This is a genomic window from Shewanella sp. SM101, assembly GCF_025654465.1.
Taxonomy (GTDB): domain Bacteria; phylum Pseudomonadota; class Gammaproteobacteria; order Enterobacterales; family Shewanellaceae; genus Shewanella; species Shewanella oncorhynchi.
Genome location: NZ_JAKKRH010000035.1, coordinates 34,508 through 50,307, shown reverse-complemented (window position 1 = coordinate 50,307; position 15,800 = coordinate 34,508). Strand labels below are relative to the sequence as shown.

Annotated in this window: 16 protein-coding genes; 4 read left to right on the top strand and 12 right to left on the bottom strand. The window is 42.1% G+C overall.

The genetic code is table 11. The annotated features are described in order from the left end of the window. The 3 genes from L5M38_RS17755 to L5M38_RS17745 all read left to right on the top strand — a co-directional run. Positions 1-238 (top strand): integrase core domain-containing protein (locus L5M38_RS17755; protein ID WP_263146819.1); only part of this gene is annotated, 238 nt, incomplete at its 5' end. A 49-nt stretch (positions 239-287) separates the two neighbouring features. Further along, the gene (locus L5M38_RS17750) at positions 288-800 is read left to right on the top strand and encodes a GspH/FimT family pseudopilin (protein WP_263179861.1); all 513 of its coding nucleotides are present in this window, start codon (positions 288-290) and stop codon (positions 798-800) included. A gap of 117 nt (positions 801-917) precedes the next feature. Continuing rightward, positions 918-1,412 (top strand): GspH/FimT family pseudopilin, encoded by a 495-nt coding sequence (locus L5M38_RS17745; protein ID WP_263179860.1) that lies wholly within the window; start codon positions 918-920, stop codon positions 1,410-1,412. 92 nt (positions 1,413-1,504) lie between these two features. Here the strand turns inward: L5M38_RS17745 and L5M38_RS17740 are convergent, their stop codons facing one another. From L5M38_RS17740 to murJ, 12 genes are all read right to left on the bottom strand, one after another. Beyond that, positions 1,505-1,810, bottom strand: a complete 306-nt coding sequence (locus tag L5M38_RS17740; RefSeq protein WP_113941310.1) for a TapY2 family type IVa secretion system protein — start codon at positions 1,808-1,810, stop codon at positions 1,505-1,507. Further along, positions 1,807-2,199 carry a type IV pilin protein gene (locus L5M38_RS17735; RefSeq protein ID WP_131525276.1) on the bottom strand — a complete coding sequence of 131 codons (393 nt, stop codon included), beginning with the start codon at positions 2,197-2,199 and terminating at the stop codon, positions 1,807-1,809. Before L5M38_RS17735 ends, L5M38_RS17740 begins: the two co-directional genes overlap by 4 nt. A gap of 11 nt (positions 2,200-2,210) precedes the next feature. Then, complete coding sequence (locus tag L5M38_RS17730; RefSeq protein ID WP_263179859.1) at positions 2,211-5,717, bottom strand: pilus assembly protein; 3,507 nt, start codon at positions 5,715-5,717, stop codon at positions 2,211-2,213. A gap of 2 nt (positions 5,718-5,719) precedes the next feature. Then, a complete protein-coding gene (locus L5M38_RS17725; protein ID WP_263179857.1) occupies positions 5,720-6,181 on the bottom strand; it encodes a PilX N-terminal domain-containing pilus assembly protein in 462 nt (153 codons plus the stop codon). Positions 6,182-6,193: 12 nt separating this feature from the next. Beyond that, positions 6,194-7,162: a PilW family protein gene (locus tag L5M38_RS17720; RefSeq protein WP_263179856.1), complete on the bottom strand. Its 969-nt coding sequence runs from the start codon at positions 7,160-7,162 to the stop codon at positions 6,194-6,196. Positions 7,163-7,173: 11 nt separating this feature from the next. Further along, a complete protein-coding gene (pilV, locus tag L5M38_RS17715) occupies positions 7,174-7,761 on the bottom strand; it encodes a type IV pilus modification protein PilV (RefSeq protein WP_263179863.1) in 588 nt (195 codons plus the stop codon). Between the two features lie 183 nt (positions 7,762-7,944). Further along, positions 7,945-8,901 carry a 4-hydroxy-3-methylbut-2-enyl diphosphate reductase gene (ispH, locus tag L5M38_RS17710; RefSeq protein ID WP_028760920.1) on the bottom strand — a complete coding sequence of 319 codons (957 nt, stop codon included), beginning with the start codon at positions 8,899-8,901 and terminating at the stop codon, positions 7,945-7,947. A 1-nt stretch (position 8,902) separates the two neighbouring features. Continuing rightward, entirely contained in the window at positions 8,903-9,325 is a 423-nt protein-coding gene (gene fkpB / locus L5M38_RS17705; RefSeq protein WP_212601288.1) for an FKBP-type peptidyl-prolyl cis-trans isomerase, read from the bottom strand. Continuing rightward, positions 9,322-9,837 (bottom strand): signal peptidase II, encoded by a 516-nt coding sequence (gene lspA / locus L5M38_RS17700; RefSeq protein ID WP_028760922.1) that lies wholly within the window; start codon positions 9,835-9,837, stop codon positions 9,322-9,324. The genes fkpB and lspA overlap by 4 nt, the downstream gene beginning before the upstream one ends. A gap of 9 nt (positions 9,838-9,846) precedes the next feature. Then, the gene (gene ileS / locus L5M38_RS17695; RefSeq protein WP_263179854.1) at positions 9,847-12,669 is read right to left on the bottom strand and encodes an isoleucine--tRNA ligase; all 2,823 of its coding nucleotides are present in this window, start codon (positions 12,667-12,669) and stop codon (positions 9,847-9,849) included. Positions 12,670-12,701: 32 nt separating this feature from the next. After that, positions 12,702-13,637 (bottom strand): bifunctional riboflavin kinase/FAD synthetase, encoded by a 936-nt coding sequence (gene ribF, locus L5M38_RS17690; RefSeq protein WP_263169559.1) that lies wholly within the window; start codon positions 13,635-13,637, stop codon positions 12,702-12,704. 65 nt (positions 13,638-13,702) lie between these two features. Beyond that, positions 13,703-15,262, bottom strand: a complete 1,560-nt coding sequence (gene murJ, locus L5M38_RS17685; RefSeq protein WP_263179852.1) for a murein biosynthesis integral membrane protein MurJ — start codon at positions 15,260-15,262, stop codon at positions 13,703-13,705. Positions 15,263-15,514: 252 nt separating this feature from the next. Between murJ and rpsT the strand changes: the two genes are divergently transcribed. After that, entirely contained in the window at positions 15,515-15,781 is a 267-nt protein-coding gene (rpsT, locus tag L5M38_RS17680) for a 30S ribosomal protein S20 (protein ID WP_011790375.1), read from the top strand. The last annotated feature ends 19 nt before the right edge of the window (positions 15,782-15,800 follow it).

The window sequence follows — 15,800 nt, the reverse complement described above, 5'->3', positions numbered from 1 at the left end:
TCGTCGCGGGAATTGTTGGGATAACGCACCAATGGAGCGTTTCTTTAGAAGTTTGAAATCTGAGTGGATACCCGCCAGTGGTTATGGGAATTTTACAGAAGCAGATAAAGAGATCACAAATTACATCACTGGATATTACAGTGAGACCAGACCCCATCAATATAATGGTGGGTTAACGCCAAATGAGTCAGAACGTTTATATTGGAATGACTCTAAAACCGTGGCCAATTTTACTTGACCACTACACTCGCTCGCGGGATGCAAGCGTAAAATAACAAGGATCTGTTATGAACTCACATCGAAAAGGCTTTAGCCTGATAGAAGTTATCACTACGATATCGATTTCAACAATCTTGTTAACAGTTGGAGCTCCTTCCTTGACCGAGCTCAGCGATCAGATAAGAGCTGATACCAATATTAAAACTATCCAGCAGACACTTCAATTTGCGCGAAATACAGCTGTTAGTTATGGTTATAGGGTCACAGTATGCCCACTCGTAAATGGGAAATGCACTCAAGATTGGCAAAAGGGATTAACAGTTTTCATTGATACAGGTGTAGTCGAAAGCTTCGATGCTAACGATAAAATTATTCGGGTCATTGATGAATTCGATTCGAAAGATTTTTTAACATACAATAAAAGTTCGATAAAATTTCAACCTGATGGATTAGCTTCTGGAAGTAATGGTACTTTCAAGTATTGCCCACGAACAATTGATAGCAAAAACTCCCGTGCAATCGTTGTTAATCAAGCGGGTAGAGTTCGCCTTTCTACCGCCAAAAATATCAATTGCAATTAAATTTAATTATATAAAAGCATAAAAATCAATTTATTGGGTATATTGAAAATATAGAATAGATACTGACCATTAGAGTCTCCTCGCATATACTTAGCTAAGTTTAACGAGGATAGCTACATGTTAATTATTTCAAGAGGATTTACCTTAGTCGAGCTGATGGTCACAATTGCCGTAGCAGCAATCTTACTAGCCATAGGGGTTCCATCACTTACGTCGCTATACGAAGGAACACGCAGTGCTAATGAAATACGAAAAATTAGTGATGTGTTTGCTTTTGCAAGAAACCAAGCTGTCAACTATGGCGCTACAGTAACAGTCTGCCCATACGCGGCATCACCATGCGGCACAGACTGGAATAAGGGGTTCAGTGTATATATTGACAATGGAGGTGCCAAGAATGTATTGAAAGTGATCGATAGTTTCAATACACACGATGTAATTTCCCTATCAGGGCCCGCCGATAAAAAAATTGATTTTACACCCGATGGTTTAGTCTCAGTTGAAACATCAATTATCTATTGTTCAAATGGGCAAAGTGACAATTCTAAAAGCATCAACATTAGCACTTCAGGTTTAATAAAAGAGGGCGCAGATGGGAAAAACTGCACATAAACTGTGGGAGACTAAATCTACCGTTCACTACCCTAAAATAATATTATCCTTAAATCGTTCGTTGTTAACATTTAAAAAATACATGCTGATGTTTATCTAGGTGTTAACTTATCCAACACTTGTGCCTTAGTATTAGTAAATTCCGCGTTTAATGCGACACACTCCTCAACACTATAGATGTAATATTTCGATCCATCATTTGATTGGCGAGTAGTACCAACAAGGCTAGCCATTCTCACATTCATTTCACTACTCTTCCAATGATAGAAGGCAATCTCAGCACTTTTCTTTGATGTAATGTAGCATTTGAAGTCTTGTTCGCTGACTGTCGCTCCAGAGTCAGCCCAAACTAAGCTTGGTAAGAAAGCCACCGTTATAAAGAGGTTTATTAATTTCATTTCCAACACTCCGCACTCGGACCTTTTGCCCCAGTATCTGATATTGTTAAAGGAGAGCACGAGGCATCACGGCTAGCCTGAACCCCTTGAGCAACTGCCTTAATCGTAAAGCTTGATGCACCACTTGATGATACAGAGTAATGTTTGTGTTCAGTGATATAAGGGTTGGCCCCTACAAGTTTTGTTAAATCTGTAGCATATTTTTTATTATCGAGATAATACTGTTCCTGCAAGTTTGCTATACGCATCAAAGCAGCTAACCCTTCTGATCTTGCACTCTGAGCAATGTACTGCGTATAAGAAGGGTATGCAATCGATGCCAAAATACCAATGATCACGACGGCGATCATCACCTCTATCAGGGTAAAACCTTTAAGTTGAACCTTCATAAATTAATAACTCATTCATTTATATGATAATAAATTTTATTAACACCTAACCCAGAAGCAACGTTGATTGTACCTGTATAATCCCCATTTTCATTTTTATCACCTTTACCAACTCCAATAATATAGATATAGGGATCTTTACCGGATTCAGGTGCAGGAATAACAATCTGTGGTGTATCCGGTACACGTTCACCCAGTTCATAATATAATTGAGAAAAGGATCTCGTTCCTTTGTGCAGATCGAACGGATATAATTTGCCAGAACCAGACACCAAACACACGTTATCGGCAACCGAGTCTGCAGGGGGAGAATAAGAAGTGAAATAAACTTTGCCTTGGACAATCAAGGCAGCAGTTAAACTCTTTTCACCTAGACCACTAAAATCATAGAACCAGCCGAGTTTTTTACCGAAACTTATGTTGTCGGCTTCAGACGCAGGTGCATTAGAAGTCACATCATAGAGATCATTGATTGTGATCGCCTCGGGAACATCACCGCCAGTAAAACTCTTAGTCACCACATTACGATCTTGCAATGTAAAAAACATATCATTGATATCAGTAGATGATGGGTGGGGTCGCGTTCCACTTCCAATCACCACCGCATCATAGGGAACATTTTGATAAGTTTTAGTCGTAGTAGTACCACTCTCTGTTGTCACCTTAACTTCGGATAAATTAGTAAACATCGTTTGTGCTACAACAGGTTCTGCATAAAAACGACGATTATTACTATCAGTACCACCTAAAGAAGCAAATTTAAATGCACTCCAACTCGACTTACTTGCACTTGGAAGATCAATACGCCAGACATTTGCACCGACATCGGAGGCATAAATCCTATCTGTATACCCATCATTATTACTATCAAGTACGGCGACTGAGTTTGGAATGCTATCCTGAATTCCCGAAAGTACTGTTGCACCCGATGCAGAGCCACCAAATGAATGAATCAAAGTTCCCTTCTCTGCATCGACAATATAAACCGCACGACCTACCGGAGAAGATGAAGGAGTTGCATCAAAACTAACATCGTAGCCACCACCAAAAATGAGTACAGGCTTTTCATAACCAACGATTTTCGTCACTATAGGTTCCGACCATGTTTGTCCAAGATCAGAAAAACCATCCGTTGATGGGTTAATAGTCCACATTAGAGAAGGGCTATCAGGGTTTGTCACATTGAGGGCATAATAAGACGATCCACCTCGACGCATCCCCATATAGACCCATGCTTTAATCACTTTACCCTCAGCATCAGTTTCTGTGTAAGCAACTGGAGATGAATCCATTCCGTATACTGTGTGTACACCTGAAGGATCATTACTTCTCAGTTCTGTTAAATTAGGCAATAACTCATAGGGAATAAAGCCCCAAGTCTCTGATACAGATTCGCCCGCATCTTTAAACATATGCACAACACCTTGATTAGTGCCAAGCATGATACGAATATCAGTCGCGCTTTTTGTGCCGAAATTGAGTGCTAGTGGCTTAGAATGAAGAGGATCACCCATAACATCATTACGTTTATCTGTCGTACTACCATCTTTATTATCGTCGTCGACATCTATCCCATTAAGCCAATTTAACGTATTAGCAAGCTCATCTACGCTAGTTCTCATATAGCTAGCTAGCGCAGCATCACCTCCTGCTGCAGTTTGTGCATTAGCAAGTGTTAAGGGCGTTAAACTGGAGGACCCATTTAAGTTACTTACAATATTCCTAACATCTTGCTTTCTAATTTGTGCCGCGACTCCGCCGACCTCAACTTTATTCCCATCCTTTTGCGCAACACAATCCGACCATATAGTACAGGCACCATCTTTAATATTGCCGTTATCTGCTATAGCTGCATTTCCTTTACTATCAACCAATGTACCATCTGCGGTTACTTTTAATTTTTTTAAATTACCGCTCCAACGAGGTCCTTTGCCTGGGAGAAACATAGCGTAATAAGCAGCATCAAATGTCTGAGTCCTATCAAAATTATTACTAGCAATACTTGGAGATGTAAAACTTGAATCAATATTCAAAATATTTGATAACGCATCATTAAGTGCATTCTGTAGTTCAAGACTGTTCTGAGCAGCAAAATATAAACCACCACCTCTTTTAGCCGTCTCAGCAAGTAAAGGTGCGGCATCTTCTGCACCTTTACTAAAACCAATAGTATAAGTACGAACATTCTGCATTTGCTCAGTATTTGAACTGTCCAATTTGTTAATTAAGTCGTTATTAAACATATAACTAGCTAATGCGGGCAAATAGCTTGCTGTATCTAGATTTTTAGAAAATGAAGAGTAATCCCCTTCCTTACTTCCAGTGGCAGTTAAACTAATAACGTCATTATTCGCATTTTTATCAACTGTTGGAGAGCCATCAGTGACATAGATAACATAAGCAATATCCGTACATACTTTAAATGGACTTGCGTAGTTACCACTCTTCTCCACTAAGCTGTCATACGGTGGTTTATTTCCAACATAAGAGCCATAATCTGTATCACTATGACCATATTTAACGCCCTTACCGGCAAAATAACGGTAAGCTTCATACATAGTCTCACATAGTGGTGTATTTGTTTTTGCCAGCAAATTATCAATAGTAGTTAATAAACTCGCACGCGTACTATCCGTCATCTGAGTAATGCCAGAGACAATTCGACCACCGTCTCGATTACCTTCATTTGGATAATTATAATTAAATACAGCAAGTCCAAAATCCACTGTTGGAGTTGAACTAATAATATTAGAAATCGCTTTCTTCGCAATTTCTAGTCTTGAAACTTTTACCGTTGGTAATTTTCCCGCTTTAGATAATCCGTACCATCTTAGGTAATTATCAGTGTACAAGGTAATAGGTTGTCCAACACCAAAGTCAGTATTATTGGCTGCGGCTAAAGCATTGGTCCAAGTTGTTCCTGGTAGTGAGGAAGTAAAATATGGATATGCTTTCTTTTTACTACCTGACCCCGTTGTTACCCCGTTAGCAGGAAATCCATTAGGATATGATGATGAATTACTCGGATTTATTTGAGAAATATCTTCCCAACAATCAATTACTTTTATTGCAGTACCATTTGTTTCAGGTAGTTCTTTCCAAACGCCAGTAGTACCACTTGATGTGAACTCTCTTATATACCCAGTAAAACGACCAAACTCTGCTAATGCAGCTTTGCTTTGACTACATCCATTTAAACTAGCTTTAAAATTACGCTTATCAGAGCTAGTATCAGGGGTGGGTAATCCCCCACCGCCAACAGCATAATAAATAAGAGTATCACTATACCCAGAACCACTTACGGCTGGGTAGTCATAGTTAGGGTCATAATCTACAACCTGAGTAATTTCTTCAGTTGACATACTTCCTGAGTTATCAAATATAACGAGCACTTTAGGTCTTGCACCCGTTCGAGTTGTTGATTCTTTTACATATAACTCAGTATCGTCACTAAAGGAGAAAGCCGACACAAAAGTCAGCGCAAGTAGTATAGAACAAGCCAGCTTTTTAATAATCATATCTAACTCCCAGTTAAAACTTCTTGCTCCACACCTGCGACAACAGTGAGTTGGCCCAGTTTATCTCTACCAAATTCTGCTGTACTACTAATCTCAACACGCCGACAGCTGATTAAATTACCACTATTTGGCCTTGTACTCCGCTGGCATCCAACATCTTTTGCACTAATGACAACATTACCTGCAGCATCAACTTCATAAGGAATTGGCATTAACGTTTGGTTAGAACCAAATTCAACCACAGATGAAATCTCAGATAGTTTGGCTAAGCTAGCACCTTTATTGGCTTCGATTGCCGCCTCTAAGCCACCATCAGCAATTGATTTAGCCTCAATCCGCTCAGAGCCTGCTCCAGACATACGCATAGATTGGGTCGAAATAACAGCCAAAGCGACACCAATAATAGTCATAAGCAACAATATGATAAGTGCAAAAAATAATACAATTCCTTTTTGTTTTTTCATCTTACCAACCTTCTAATTTCTAATTAACACTGGATTAGCAAGCACCATAGTCGTCGAAACTATCTTGCGTCGATAATGATCATTCAAATTTTTAATTTCCTTATCGCCCAGAGTATAAGTAGTTTCATTGGTGTAACTTTTATCTTCATCAATAGCACGAACCAACAAGAAAACCCTTAAGGCAACAAGCCTTTGAAATAATTCGTTGTCCCACATTAATGTGGTTACATTTTCTGCAGGCATAAAACTATCGGCGGTATCATCTCCATTACTATCAAAACCATAAAGAATACGCATATTCTCAATGCCTTCAACTAACTGCTCTTCGTTATTCATGCCATTATTCTTGGTTAATGTTTTTCGGCGTAGAACAGGTACAGAACCATCATTTTTAATAAAATAAATATGATGCTGATATTCCCAAAAACGAGAATTTTCGAGTACTGGATTGGGAGGATTACCGCCTTTAAACATCACAGCTTCATTCGAAGTTGCAGCCATATAAAAACGCTCGCCATTGGGATTAGTCACTGGTGGGCCAACTAATCTTTTAATTTGAATGACATCCGTATTCTGATTCACACCTGATAAGCAACTTAATGTATCCCCACTCTCGCCCTCTTCATATCCCCATAGACGCCTAAAGTGTGCAGGTTCAGCATTAGGTAAAGTACCGTTATTTACACCTGCACCAATACAATCATTTGCAACACCATCCCTCAAGGTCATATTGGTTCCAAGTACAAAATCAGTTCCCGTTATGTCCCCCATAAAACCTAACTGACTAATGTCTCTTTCCATGAGCGACAAAGCTATTCGTCCATTTTCTTGCAATTGGTTAAACTGGCTCGTTGTGATCACATTGGAAGAAGACATACTAAACATGCCAAAAAGCCCAAGAGTGAGAAATAAGCCAATGACCATAGAGACCATTAGCTCAACCAGCGACATCCCTTTCTCACAGTTTTTTAAATTATCCATACATAGTTAACCTAAATAATCATTGTCGAAAGAATAAAAAGCCGCCTACGCGTACCAATATCTTCTCCACATTCACTCCCAGAATAACTTGTACCCGCGCCCTCTCGGATCCCTCTCCACGCAATTGCGACCGTTACAGTTGAACCATCTACATTAATGCATGCTGTTGGAGAGTCTAACCCACCAACATTCTGGCTATCCATAACTTCAGCAGCCCCCATAAAACTCTGTTCCCACTGGTAAAGATCCCAAGCTTCAGTCTCTTCTGGAGTACATATACTCACTGCGCCAACAGCAACGTCACAAACATTACCGGGTTTACCCAGAGAGCCTGTATACTCACCATCGTAATTGACCAGTTGTGTTCTATTAAGCTTCATCCGGTTGATAATATCATTTGCATAATAGGAGGCTTGAGTTTGCTGAAAGGATTCAAAGCTGCCACGCTTTGCAACAATATGCAGATTAAAAATACCAATTAAGCCAATGACTAAGATCACTAACGCAACAAGCACTTCAATTAATGAGAAGCCCCGTTGAAATCCCCTTTGTGTCAACCTTTCGATTTTAGCCATAATTTTGACAAGCTTTTCAGCTATTTACCTTTTAAAATCTTAGTATTACGATAAAAATCACCAACAGTTAATAATAGATGAGTAAAATGTAAGTAGCCAGTAACATTAGCACATAAGCATTGACATCATTATGCTTTGAATGAATTTGAGACAATAAAAAAGAGGCTTATAGCCTCTTTTTTATTGTCGATTAAACAGTACACAGATTTAACGTAATTCGGCTGGCACAGCAAAAACAGTGTCTTCTTTACGCCCTTCAACTTCAGTCACAACACTAGGGGCAAGTTTAGCGATTGCTTGAACCACTTGTTGGACTAGGACCTCGGGGGCTGAAGCTCCTGCGGTGACGGCTACACGTGTAACATTATCAAACCAACTAGACTCAACATCATCTGCAGTATCCACCAGATAAGACTGGGTTCCTGTTTTCAATGCTAGCTCGCGTAAACGATTAGAGTTAGAGCTGTTTTTTGAGCCAACAACAATCAACAAATCAACGTCTGCAGATAAATTGCGTACCGCATCTTGACGATTCTGCGTTGCATAACAAATATCGTCTTTTCGCGGACCTTCTATAGAGGGAAACCTTTTTTGTAACGCAACAATAATGTCCAAAGTATCATCTACAGACAAAGTAGTTTGTGTCACGAAGCAGAGATTATTAGGATCGCGAACTTCCAAGGCTTCAACATCTGCAGGCGATTCAATCAGATAAACGCCACCATTAGGATTATCGTATTGCCCCATAGTACCCTCGACTTCAGGGTGCCCTTCATGGCCAATCAGGATGCACTCAATACCTTTGCGGCTGGCACGTGTCACCTGAAGATGTACTTTAGTCACTAAAGGACACGTTGCATCAAAGACTCTCAGCCCTCTCGCCTTTGCTTCTTGTCTCACCGCTTGAGATACACCATGGGCACTGAAAATAACAATGTTGTTATCAGGCACTTGATCTAACTCTTCGACAAAAACCGCACCGCGATCCTTCAGATTCTGCACGACATAGCGGTTATGCACGACTTCATGGCGAACATAGATAGGAGGCGAAAATAATTCCAACGCCCGTTCAACAATACTGATAGCACGATCAACACCCGCACAAAAACCGCGCGGGTTAGCGAGCATAATATTTAAACTTGGGCTAGTAGGATCGAGTTTCATCTTAAAATACCTTTACTACGTCCAGTTCAAAAGTGATCTTGTGTCCTGCCAGAGGATGATTAAGATCGACTGTGATGGAATCACCCGCAACATCACGGACTATACCTGGGATCTCACTACCACCAGGGCCGGCAAAACTCACAATCACGCCAGCCTCTAAATTCATGTCAGCCGGAAAACGGCTTCGATCTAGATAATGGATAGCATCAGGATTGGATTCGCCAAAGGCATCAATCGCTTCAAGCGTGAAACTGTGCTTATCACCTTCAGCAAGCGTCACCAGCTGCGCCTCAAATGCAGGACTTAAAGTACCATCACCCACATTTAATCGAGCCGGTTTACCCGAGGCTTTAGTGCTATCGGCAGTTGAGCCATCAGCAAGCACAATGTTCATGTGGCATAATAATGAACGTGTCACAGTCACTTTTTAACCCCTTCAGCGCTATCAGCTTCAGACTTATCGCTTACAAATGCATCCCAAATAATCAGCACTGCACCGACACAAATAGCAGCGTCGGCAATATTGAATGCTGGATAATGGCTCTTATTCCAGAAGAAATCGATAAAATCAACCACGAAACCATGCATCAATCGATCGACTAAATTACCTAAAGCACCACCAATCACTAAGGTGTAAGCTAGATTCAGTTTCCACAAAGAAGACGATTGCTTACGCAACCACACAGTCAATAACGTACTGAATCCAATCGCAACAATCGTAAACAGCCAGCGCTGCCAACCTCCAGCTTCACTTAAAAAACTAAAAGCTGCACCATAGTTACGTACATAAGTGAAATTAAAGAAGGGCAATAATTTCACTGATTCATACAAATCAAAATTGGCTAAGACCCATTGCTTAGATAGCTGATCGGCTAAAAACACCAATACAGCTACCCAATACCAACGTAAGCCACTGTCTTTCCAAGTTAATGGCATACAGATCCTTTACGCAAACTGACGAACTTCGCCGTCACCTTCAATATTGGTTACGCAGCGAGTACAAAGTGTTGGGTGAGCCTCAATAGTGCCAACCTCTTCTCTGTGGTGCCAACAACGCTCACATTTCTCAGCAGTGCTTGATGCGACCACTAATTTCAGTGATGCCAACTCAGTCTCAACCGCTTCCAATGTCGCATCGGCTAAAGGCAATACTTTGGCTTCAGAGGTCAACAACACAAATCTCAACTCATCGCCGATATGAGTTAATTGCTCAGTCAAGGTAGCATCCGCAAACAAGGTCACTTCAGCTTCTAATGAGCCACCGATACGTTTGTCACGACGCGCTTGTTCAATCACTTTGTTGACTTCATTACGCACGGTTAGTAACTGCTGCCAATAGTCATCGTTCAAATCAGTCGCTAAGGTGACTGATTTCAAACCTTGATACCATTCTTGGGTAAAGACATAAGCATCACGCTTGCCAGGCAGTAATTGCCATACTTCGTCAGCAGTGAAGCTTAAAATTGGCGCAATCCAACGCACCATGGCCTCAGAGATCAGATACAGCGCCGATTGACAACTACGGCGCGCATGGCCTTCTTGCTTAGCCGTATATTGGCGGTCTTTAATGATATCCAAATAGAAACTGCCTAACTCAACCGAGCAAAACTGCATCAGTTTTTGAGTCACTATATGGAAGTTATATTGATCATAGGCTTCGATGATTTCCTGTTGCAGCGCAGCGGCACGGCGAACAACCCAACGATCTAACGCCACCATATCTTCAACGGCCACTAAATCCTTAGCGGGCTCGAAACCGTTTAAGTTGGCTAATAAGAAACGCGCAGTGTTGCGAATACGACGATAGGCATCGGCACTGCGATTTAAGATTTCGTCTGAAACCGTCATCTCACCGCTGTAATCTGTTGCCGCAACCCATAAACGCAGAATGTCGGCGCCTAATTTGTTGGTTACCGTTTGTGGTGCAATCACGTTACCAATAGATTTTGACATCTTACGGCCTTTACCATCGACGGTAAAACCGTGGGTAAGCACTTGCTTATACGGTGCTTTGCCATTCATTGCGGTTGAAATCATCAAAGATGACATAAACCAACCGCGATGTTGATCGCTACCTTCAAGATACAAGTCAACACCGTGTCCGTGGAATTCAGGACGCGCCGCTACCACTGACGAGAAGGTTGAACCTGAGTCGAACCAAACGTCTAAGGTATCGGTTACTTTACGGTATTGTTCCGCTTCATCACCCAGCAATTCTGCGGCATCAAGGTCCCACCAAGCTTGAATACCCTGCTGTTCGATACGATTCGCCACGCGTTCCATTAACGACACGCTATCAGGGTGCAACTCTTCGGTTTCTCGGTTCACAAACAGCGTGATAGGCACACCCCAAGTACGTTGGCGTGAGATACACCAGTCAGGGCGGTTTTCAACCATTTTTTCGATACGACTTTGGCCCCAATCAGGGATCCATTGGGTTTGTTCGATTTCTTTCAATGCTTGCGTACGTAGGCCGTGGTTATCCATAGAGATGAACCACTGCGGTGTCGCACGGAAGATGATCGGTGTTTTGTGGCGCCAGCAATGTGGGTAGCTGTGACGATAAGCCACGTGATTCAGCAAGGCGCCTTTTTCTCTCAGCAAAGCTACAACGTTATCGTTGGCTTTAAAGACATGTTGTCCAGCAAAAAACTCAGTGTCAGGCTTATACACGCCGTTGTCGCCAACAGGGTTTGCCACTTCTAAACCGTACTTTTGACCGACAACAAAGTCGTCTTGACCATGACCCGGTGCAGTGTGAACGATACCGGTACCCGCATCAGTAGTGACGTGTTCGCCTAAAATTGCAGGCACATCAAAATCCAAGAACGGGTGATTAAAGCGGATAAGCTCAAGCGCGGCGCCTTTGGTTGTACCAAGCACTGTATGGCTTTCGATGTTATAGCGAGTCAGGCAAGATTCAACCAAGACTTCAGCTAAAATAAGCGCTTGCGTCACACCGTCTTTTTCGAATTCGACTAAGCTGTAATCCAGTTCAGGACTCAAAGACAAGGCGCGGTTCGCTGGTAGCGTCCATGGCGTGGTCGTCCAAATCACCATAGAAACAGGATGTGAGTAATCGCTTACCCCAAACTTAGCCGCAACAGCTTTGCTATCGGCAGCCACAAACGCCACATCAATAGCAGGTGATGTTTTGTCTTCGTATTCCACTTCAGCTTCAGCTAAGGCAGAACCGCAATCAGTACACCAATGCACTGGCTTAACGCCTTTATGTAAGTGACCACTCTCAATCACTTTCGATAAAGAACGAACAATATTAGCTTCCGTTGAAAAATCCATCGTTAAGTACGGATTTTGCCAATCACCCAGCACACCTAAACGGATAAAGTCTTCACGTTGACCGTTAACTTGCTCTGCAGCGTATTTACGGCATTCTTCACGGAATTCTGCCGCAGAGATTTTTTGACCTGGCTTACCCACTTTTTGCTCAACTTTCAGCTCAATAGGCAAACCATGGCAATCCCAACCTGGTACATAAGGTGCGTCAAAACCAGACATAGTTTTTGACTTAACAATAATGTCCTTGAGGATTTTATTAACTGAGTGACCAATATGAATACTGCCATTCGCATACGGTGGGCCGTCATGCAAAATGAAGGGAGTACGGCCAATTCGGCTATCACGGATCTGTTGATACAAACCGTCTTTTGTCCAGCGCTCTAACATCTCTGGCTCGCGATTTGCCAAATTACCACGCATCGGAAACTCTGTTTCCGGCAAATTCAAAGTAAATTTATAGTCGCTCATTGATCCTATACCGTTAATTAAACTGATAAATTTCAGCCTGCATCATTACCAAATAAAGCTCTGGCTTCATTTGCATCATTTAAAATCTGTTTTTTTAGCGCATCCAATGAGTCAAAAGGTTGCTCATCTCGGAGTTTAGCTACCAACTCGACTTCAACATGTTTGCCGTAAATGTCACCTTCAAAATCAAAAAGATGCACCTCAAGCTGACACACTTGACCGTTCACTGTCGGGCGAAACCCAATATTGGCGACGCCCTCATAAATATCGCTGTGATCCCAATAACATTTAACCGCAAACACACCGCGTACCGGCACAACATTGCGCTTTAAGGCGATATTAGCGGTGGGAAAACCAATGGTGCGGCCAATTTTTTGCCCATGCGCTACACGGCCACTCAAGGTAAAAGGATGTCCTAATAGGCGTCTCGCCTGTTCAAGATTGCCCTTCGCCAATTGTTCACGCACGGCAGTCGAGCTCACTCTTTGCGAGCCCAGCATAAAACTTTGAGTGCTGACCACGGTAAAGCCATATTGGATACCCGCCTGCACTAGCATTTCAAAATTGCCTTTACGGCCTTGACCAAAACAAAAATCATCACCGACGACGAGGTATTTGACACCCAGTTTGCGGACCAACAATTCTTCAATAAAATGCTCTGCAGGTTGATTAGCAAAAGTGCGATTAAAGTTAACACACACTAACCGCTCAACCCCGAGTTCATCGAGTAAAATGACTTTATCACGTAATAAACTTAAACGAGCCGGCGCGTTGTCGCCGCTAAACAATTCTTGCGGCTGAGGTTCAAACGTCATTAATGTCGATGGCAGCGATAACTGCTTCGCCTTCTGCACTAAGTTCGCAATCACCTGTGCATGACCACGATGGACGCCGTCAAAATTACCTATAGTCAATACACACCCGTGGTGGGATGACAAAATGTTATGTATACCGCGGATTAATTCCATAACGTTAGACAACTGCCAAGCGCAAATCGGCTGATTATATAACAGCTAGCGATGAGAATCAGCAATCAAGCTCCTCGTTTAATTGACCAAGGACGAATTCCGAGCAAAAGCAGACACAATAAATAACTGACTGCCCCAACTAAAATTAAGCCTATCAAGGCTTTCGCACGATCGAACAAATGCCAATCTAACCAAATTTGTTGTGAAGGCAAAAAGTAATACAAGACTACCACCATCAAGGCTGTAGAGACCACGGCTTTAGCAAAAAACACCATAGTCGGCCTAGAAACACGATAAACGCCAGCTAAATGCAAGCCTCGGTATAGTAATGTGGCGTTAAGCAATGCTGACATCGAAGTCGCAATCGCCAGTCCAACATACCCAAAAGGAATAGCAAACAGTAAGTTAAAGCCCATGTTTGTGATCATGGCAATAATGCCATAACGCACAGGTGTTTTGGTATCTTGACGAGAGTAATAGCCAGGAGCAAGCACCTTAATCAGCATAAAGCTAAGCAAACCACTGCCATAAGCCATCAAACTATAGGAAGCCATTTCAACATCATGCAATGAAAAAGCACCGCGCATAAATAATACCATCAACATAGGCTTTGCGAGCAAGATCAATCCCATCATAGCCGGTAGACCTAGCAGTAGAATCGCTTTAATCCCCCAATCCATCGTCTTGCCAAAGCCCGCACCTTCGTCATTCACATGGTTTCGTGACAGCGCAGGTAAAATCACAGTAGCAATCGCGATCCCAAACAATCCTAAGGGAAATTCGAGTAAACGGTCGGCATAATAGAGCCAACTTATTGAACCCGTCATCAAAAAACTGGCGATAAATGTATCAAATAGCAGGTTAATCTGTGAGACAGACACGCCAAACAATGCTGGGATCATCAAAGTTCTGATTTTCACCACGCCCGGGTGATGCCATCCCCAAGAAGGCTTGACGAGCGCATTTTCACGCAATAAAAAGGGAATTTGAAATAGGAACTGAATCAAACCACCACAAAAAACGCCCCAAGCCAAGGTAATCTCAGGCTGGGTTGATGTAGGCGCATAGAAAATAGCCGCCGCAATAATTGCCACATTGAGAAAAACGGGTGTAAAAGCCGATACCGCAAAACGGCCTCGGGTATTTAAAATTGAGCCCGCTAATGCCGTAAATGTGATAAACCACAGATAAGGAAAAGTAATTTTAAGCACAACGGTAGCGAGTTCAAATTTAGCACCATCTGGCTCGTTGTTAAGCCAAGCGATGAACCAACCACCACCGAATAAAGCTGACAACACAGGTGATGCAACCACCCCAAAAAGGGTCACTATTGTCACTAGTAAACCTAATGTGCCCGCAACTTTACTCAATAAATCACGAGTATCTTCTGCGGTATGTTTCTCTTGGTACTCAGTTAAAACAGGTACAAACGCCTGCGCAAAAGCCCCTTCAGCAAACAAACGGCGTAAAAAATTAGGAATTTTATTTGCAAAGAAAAACACATCAGCACTTGTCCCAGCGCCCATCAAATTAGCAACTACCACATCCCTAACTAGACCTAAAACTCGGGATATCAATGTCATAGCACTAACAATCAGGCCAGATTTTAATAATTTTCTACTCAAACGTCCCCCAGACCCATATCGAATTGATTAGGTGATACATCTCAAAAAATCGATTCAGGCTCTGTCACACTGCGGTAATAGCTGCTAGAATTGCGCCACATATTACACGAGTTGGGTCGAAGATAGCCAAGGCAGGTTGGATTAATTTATCTTTATGATGAATATTCAATCATAGTCATTGACAAAGTGACTAAATGCAGGCATATTCCTCGGCCTTTAAAAGTATCAAATCCAGTTTTTAGGAGTTGCACCTTGGCTAATAGCAAGTCTGCAAAGAAGCGCGCGCTTCAATCTGAAAAGCGTCGTCAGCATAACGCCAGCCGTCGCTCAATGTTACGTACATACGTTAAAAAAGTAATCGCTGCAATTAAAGCAGGCGATCACAAAACAGCAACAGAAGCTTTTGCTGTTGCACAACCAATCGTTGACCGTATGGCGACTAAAGGTCTTATTCACAAGAATAAAGCCGCTCGTCAAAAGGCACGTTTGAACGCTAAGATCAAAGCAATCGCTGCTTAATCTATAAAATAGCAAATGA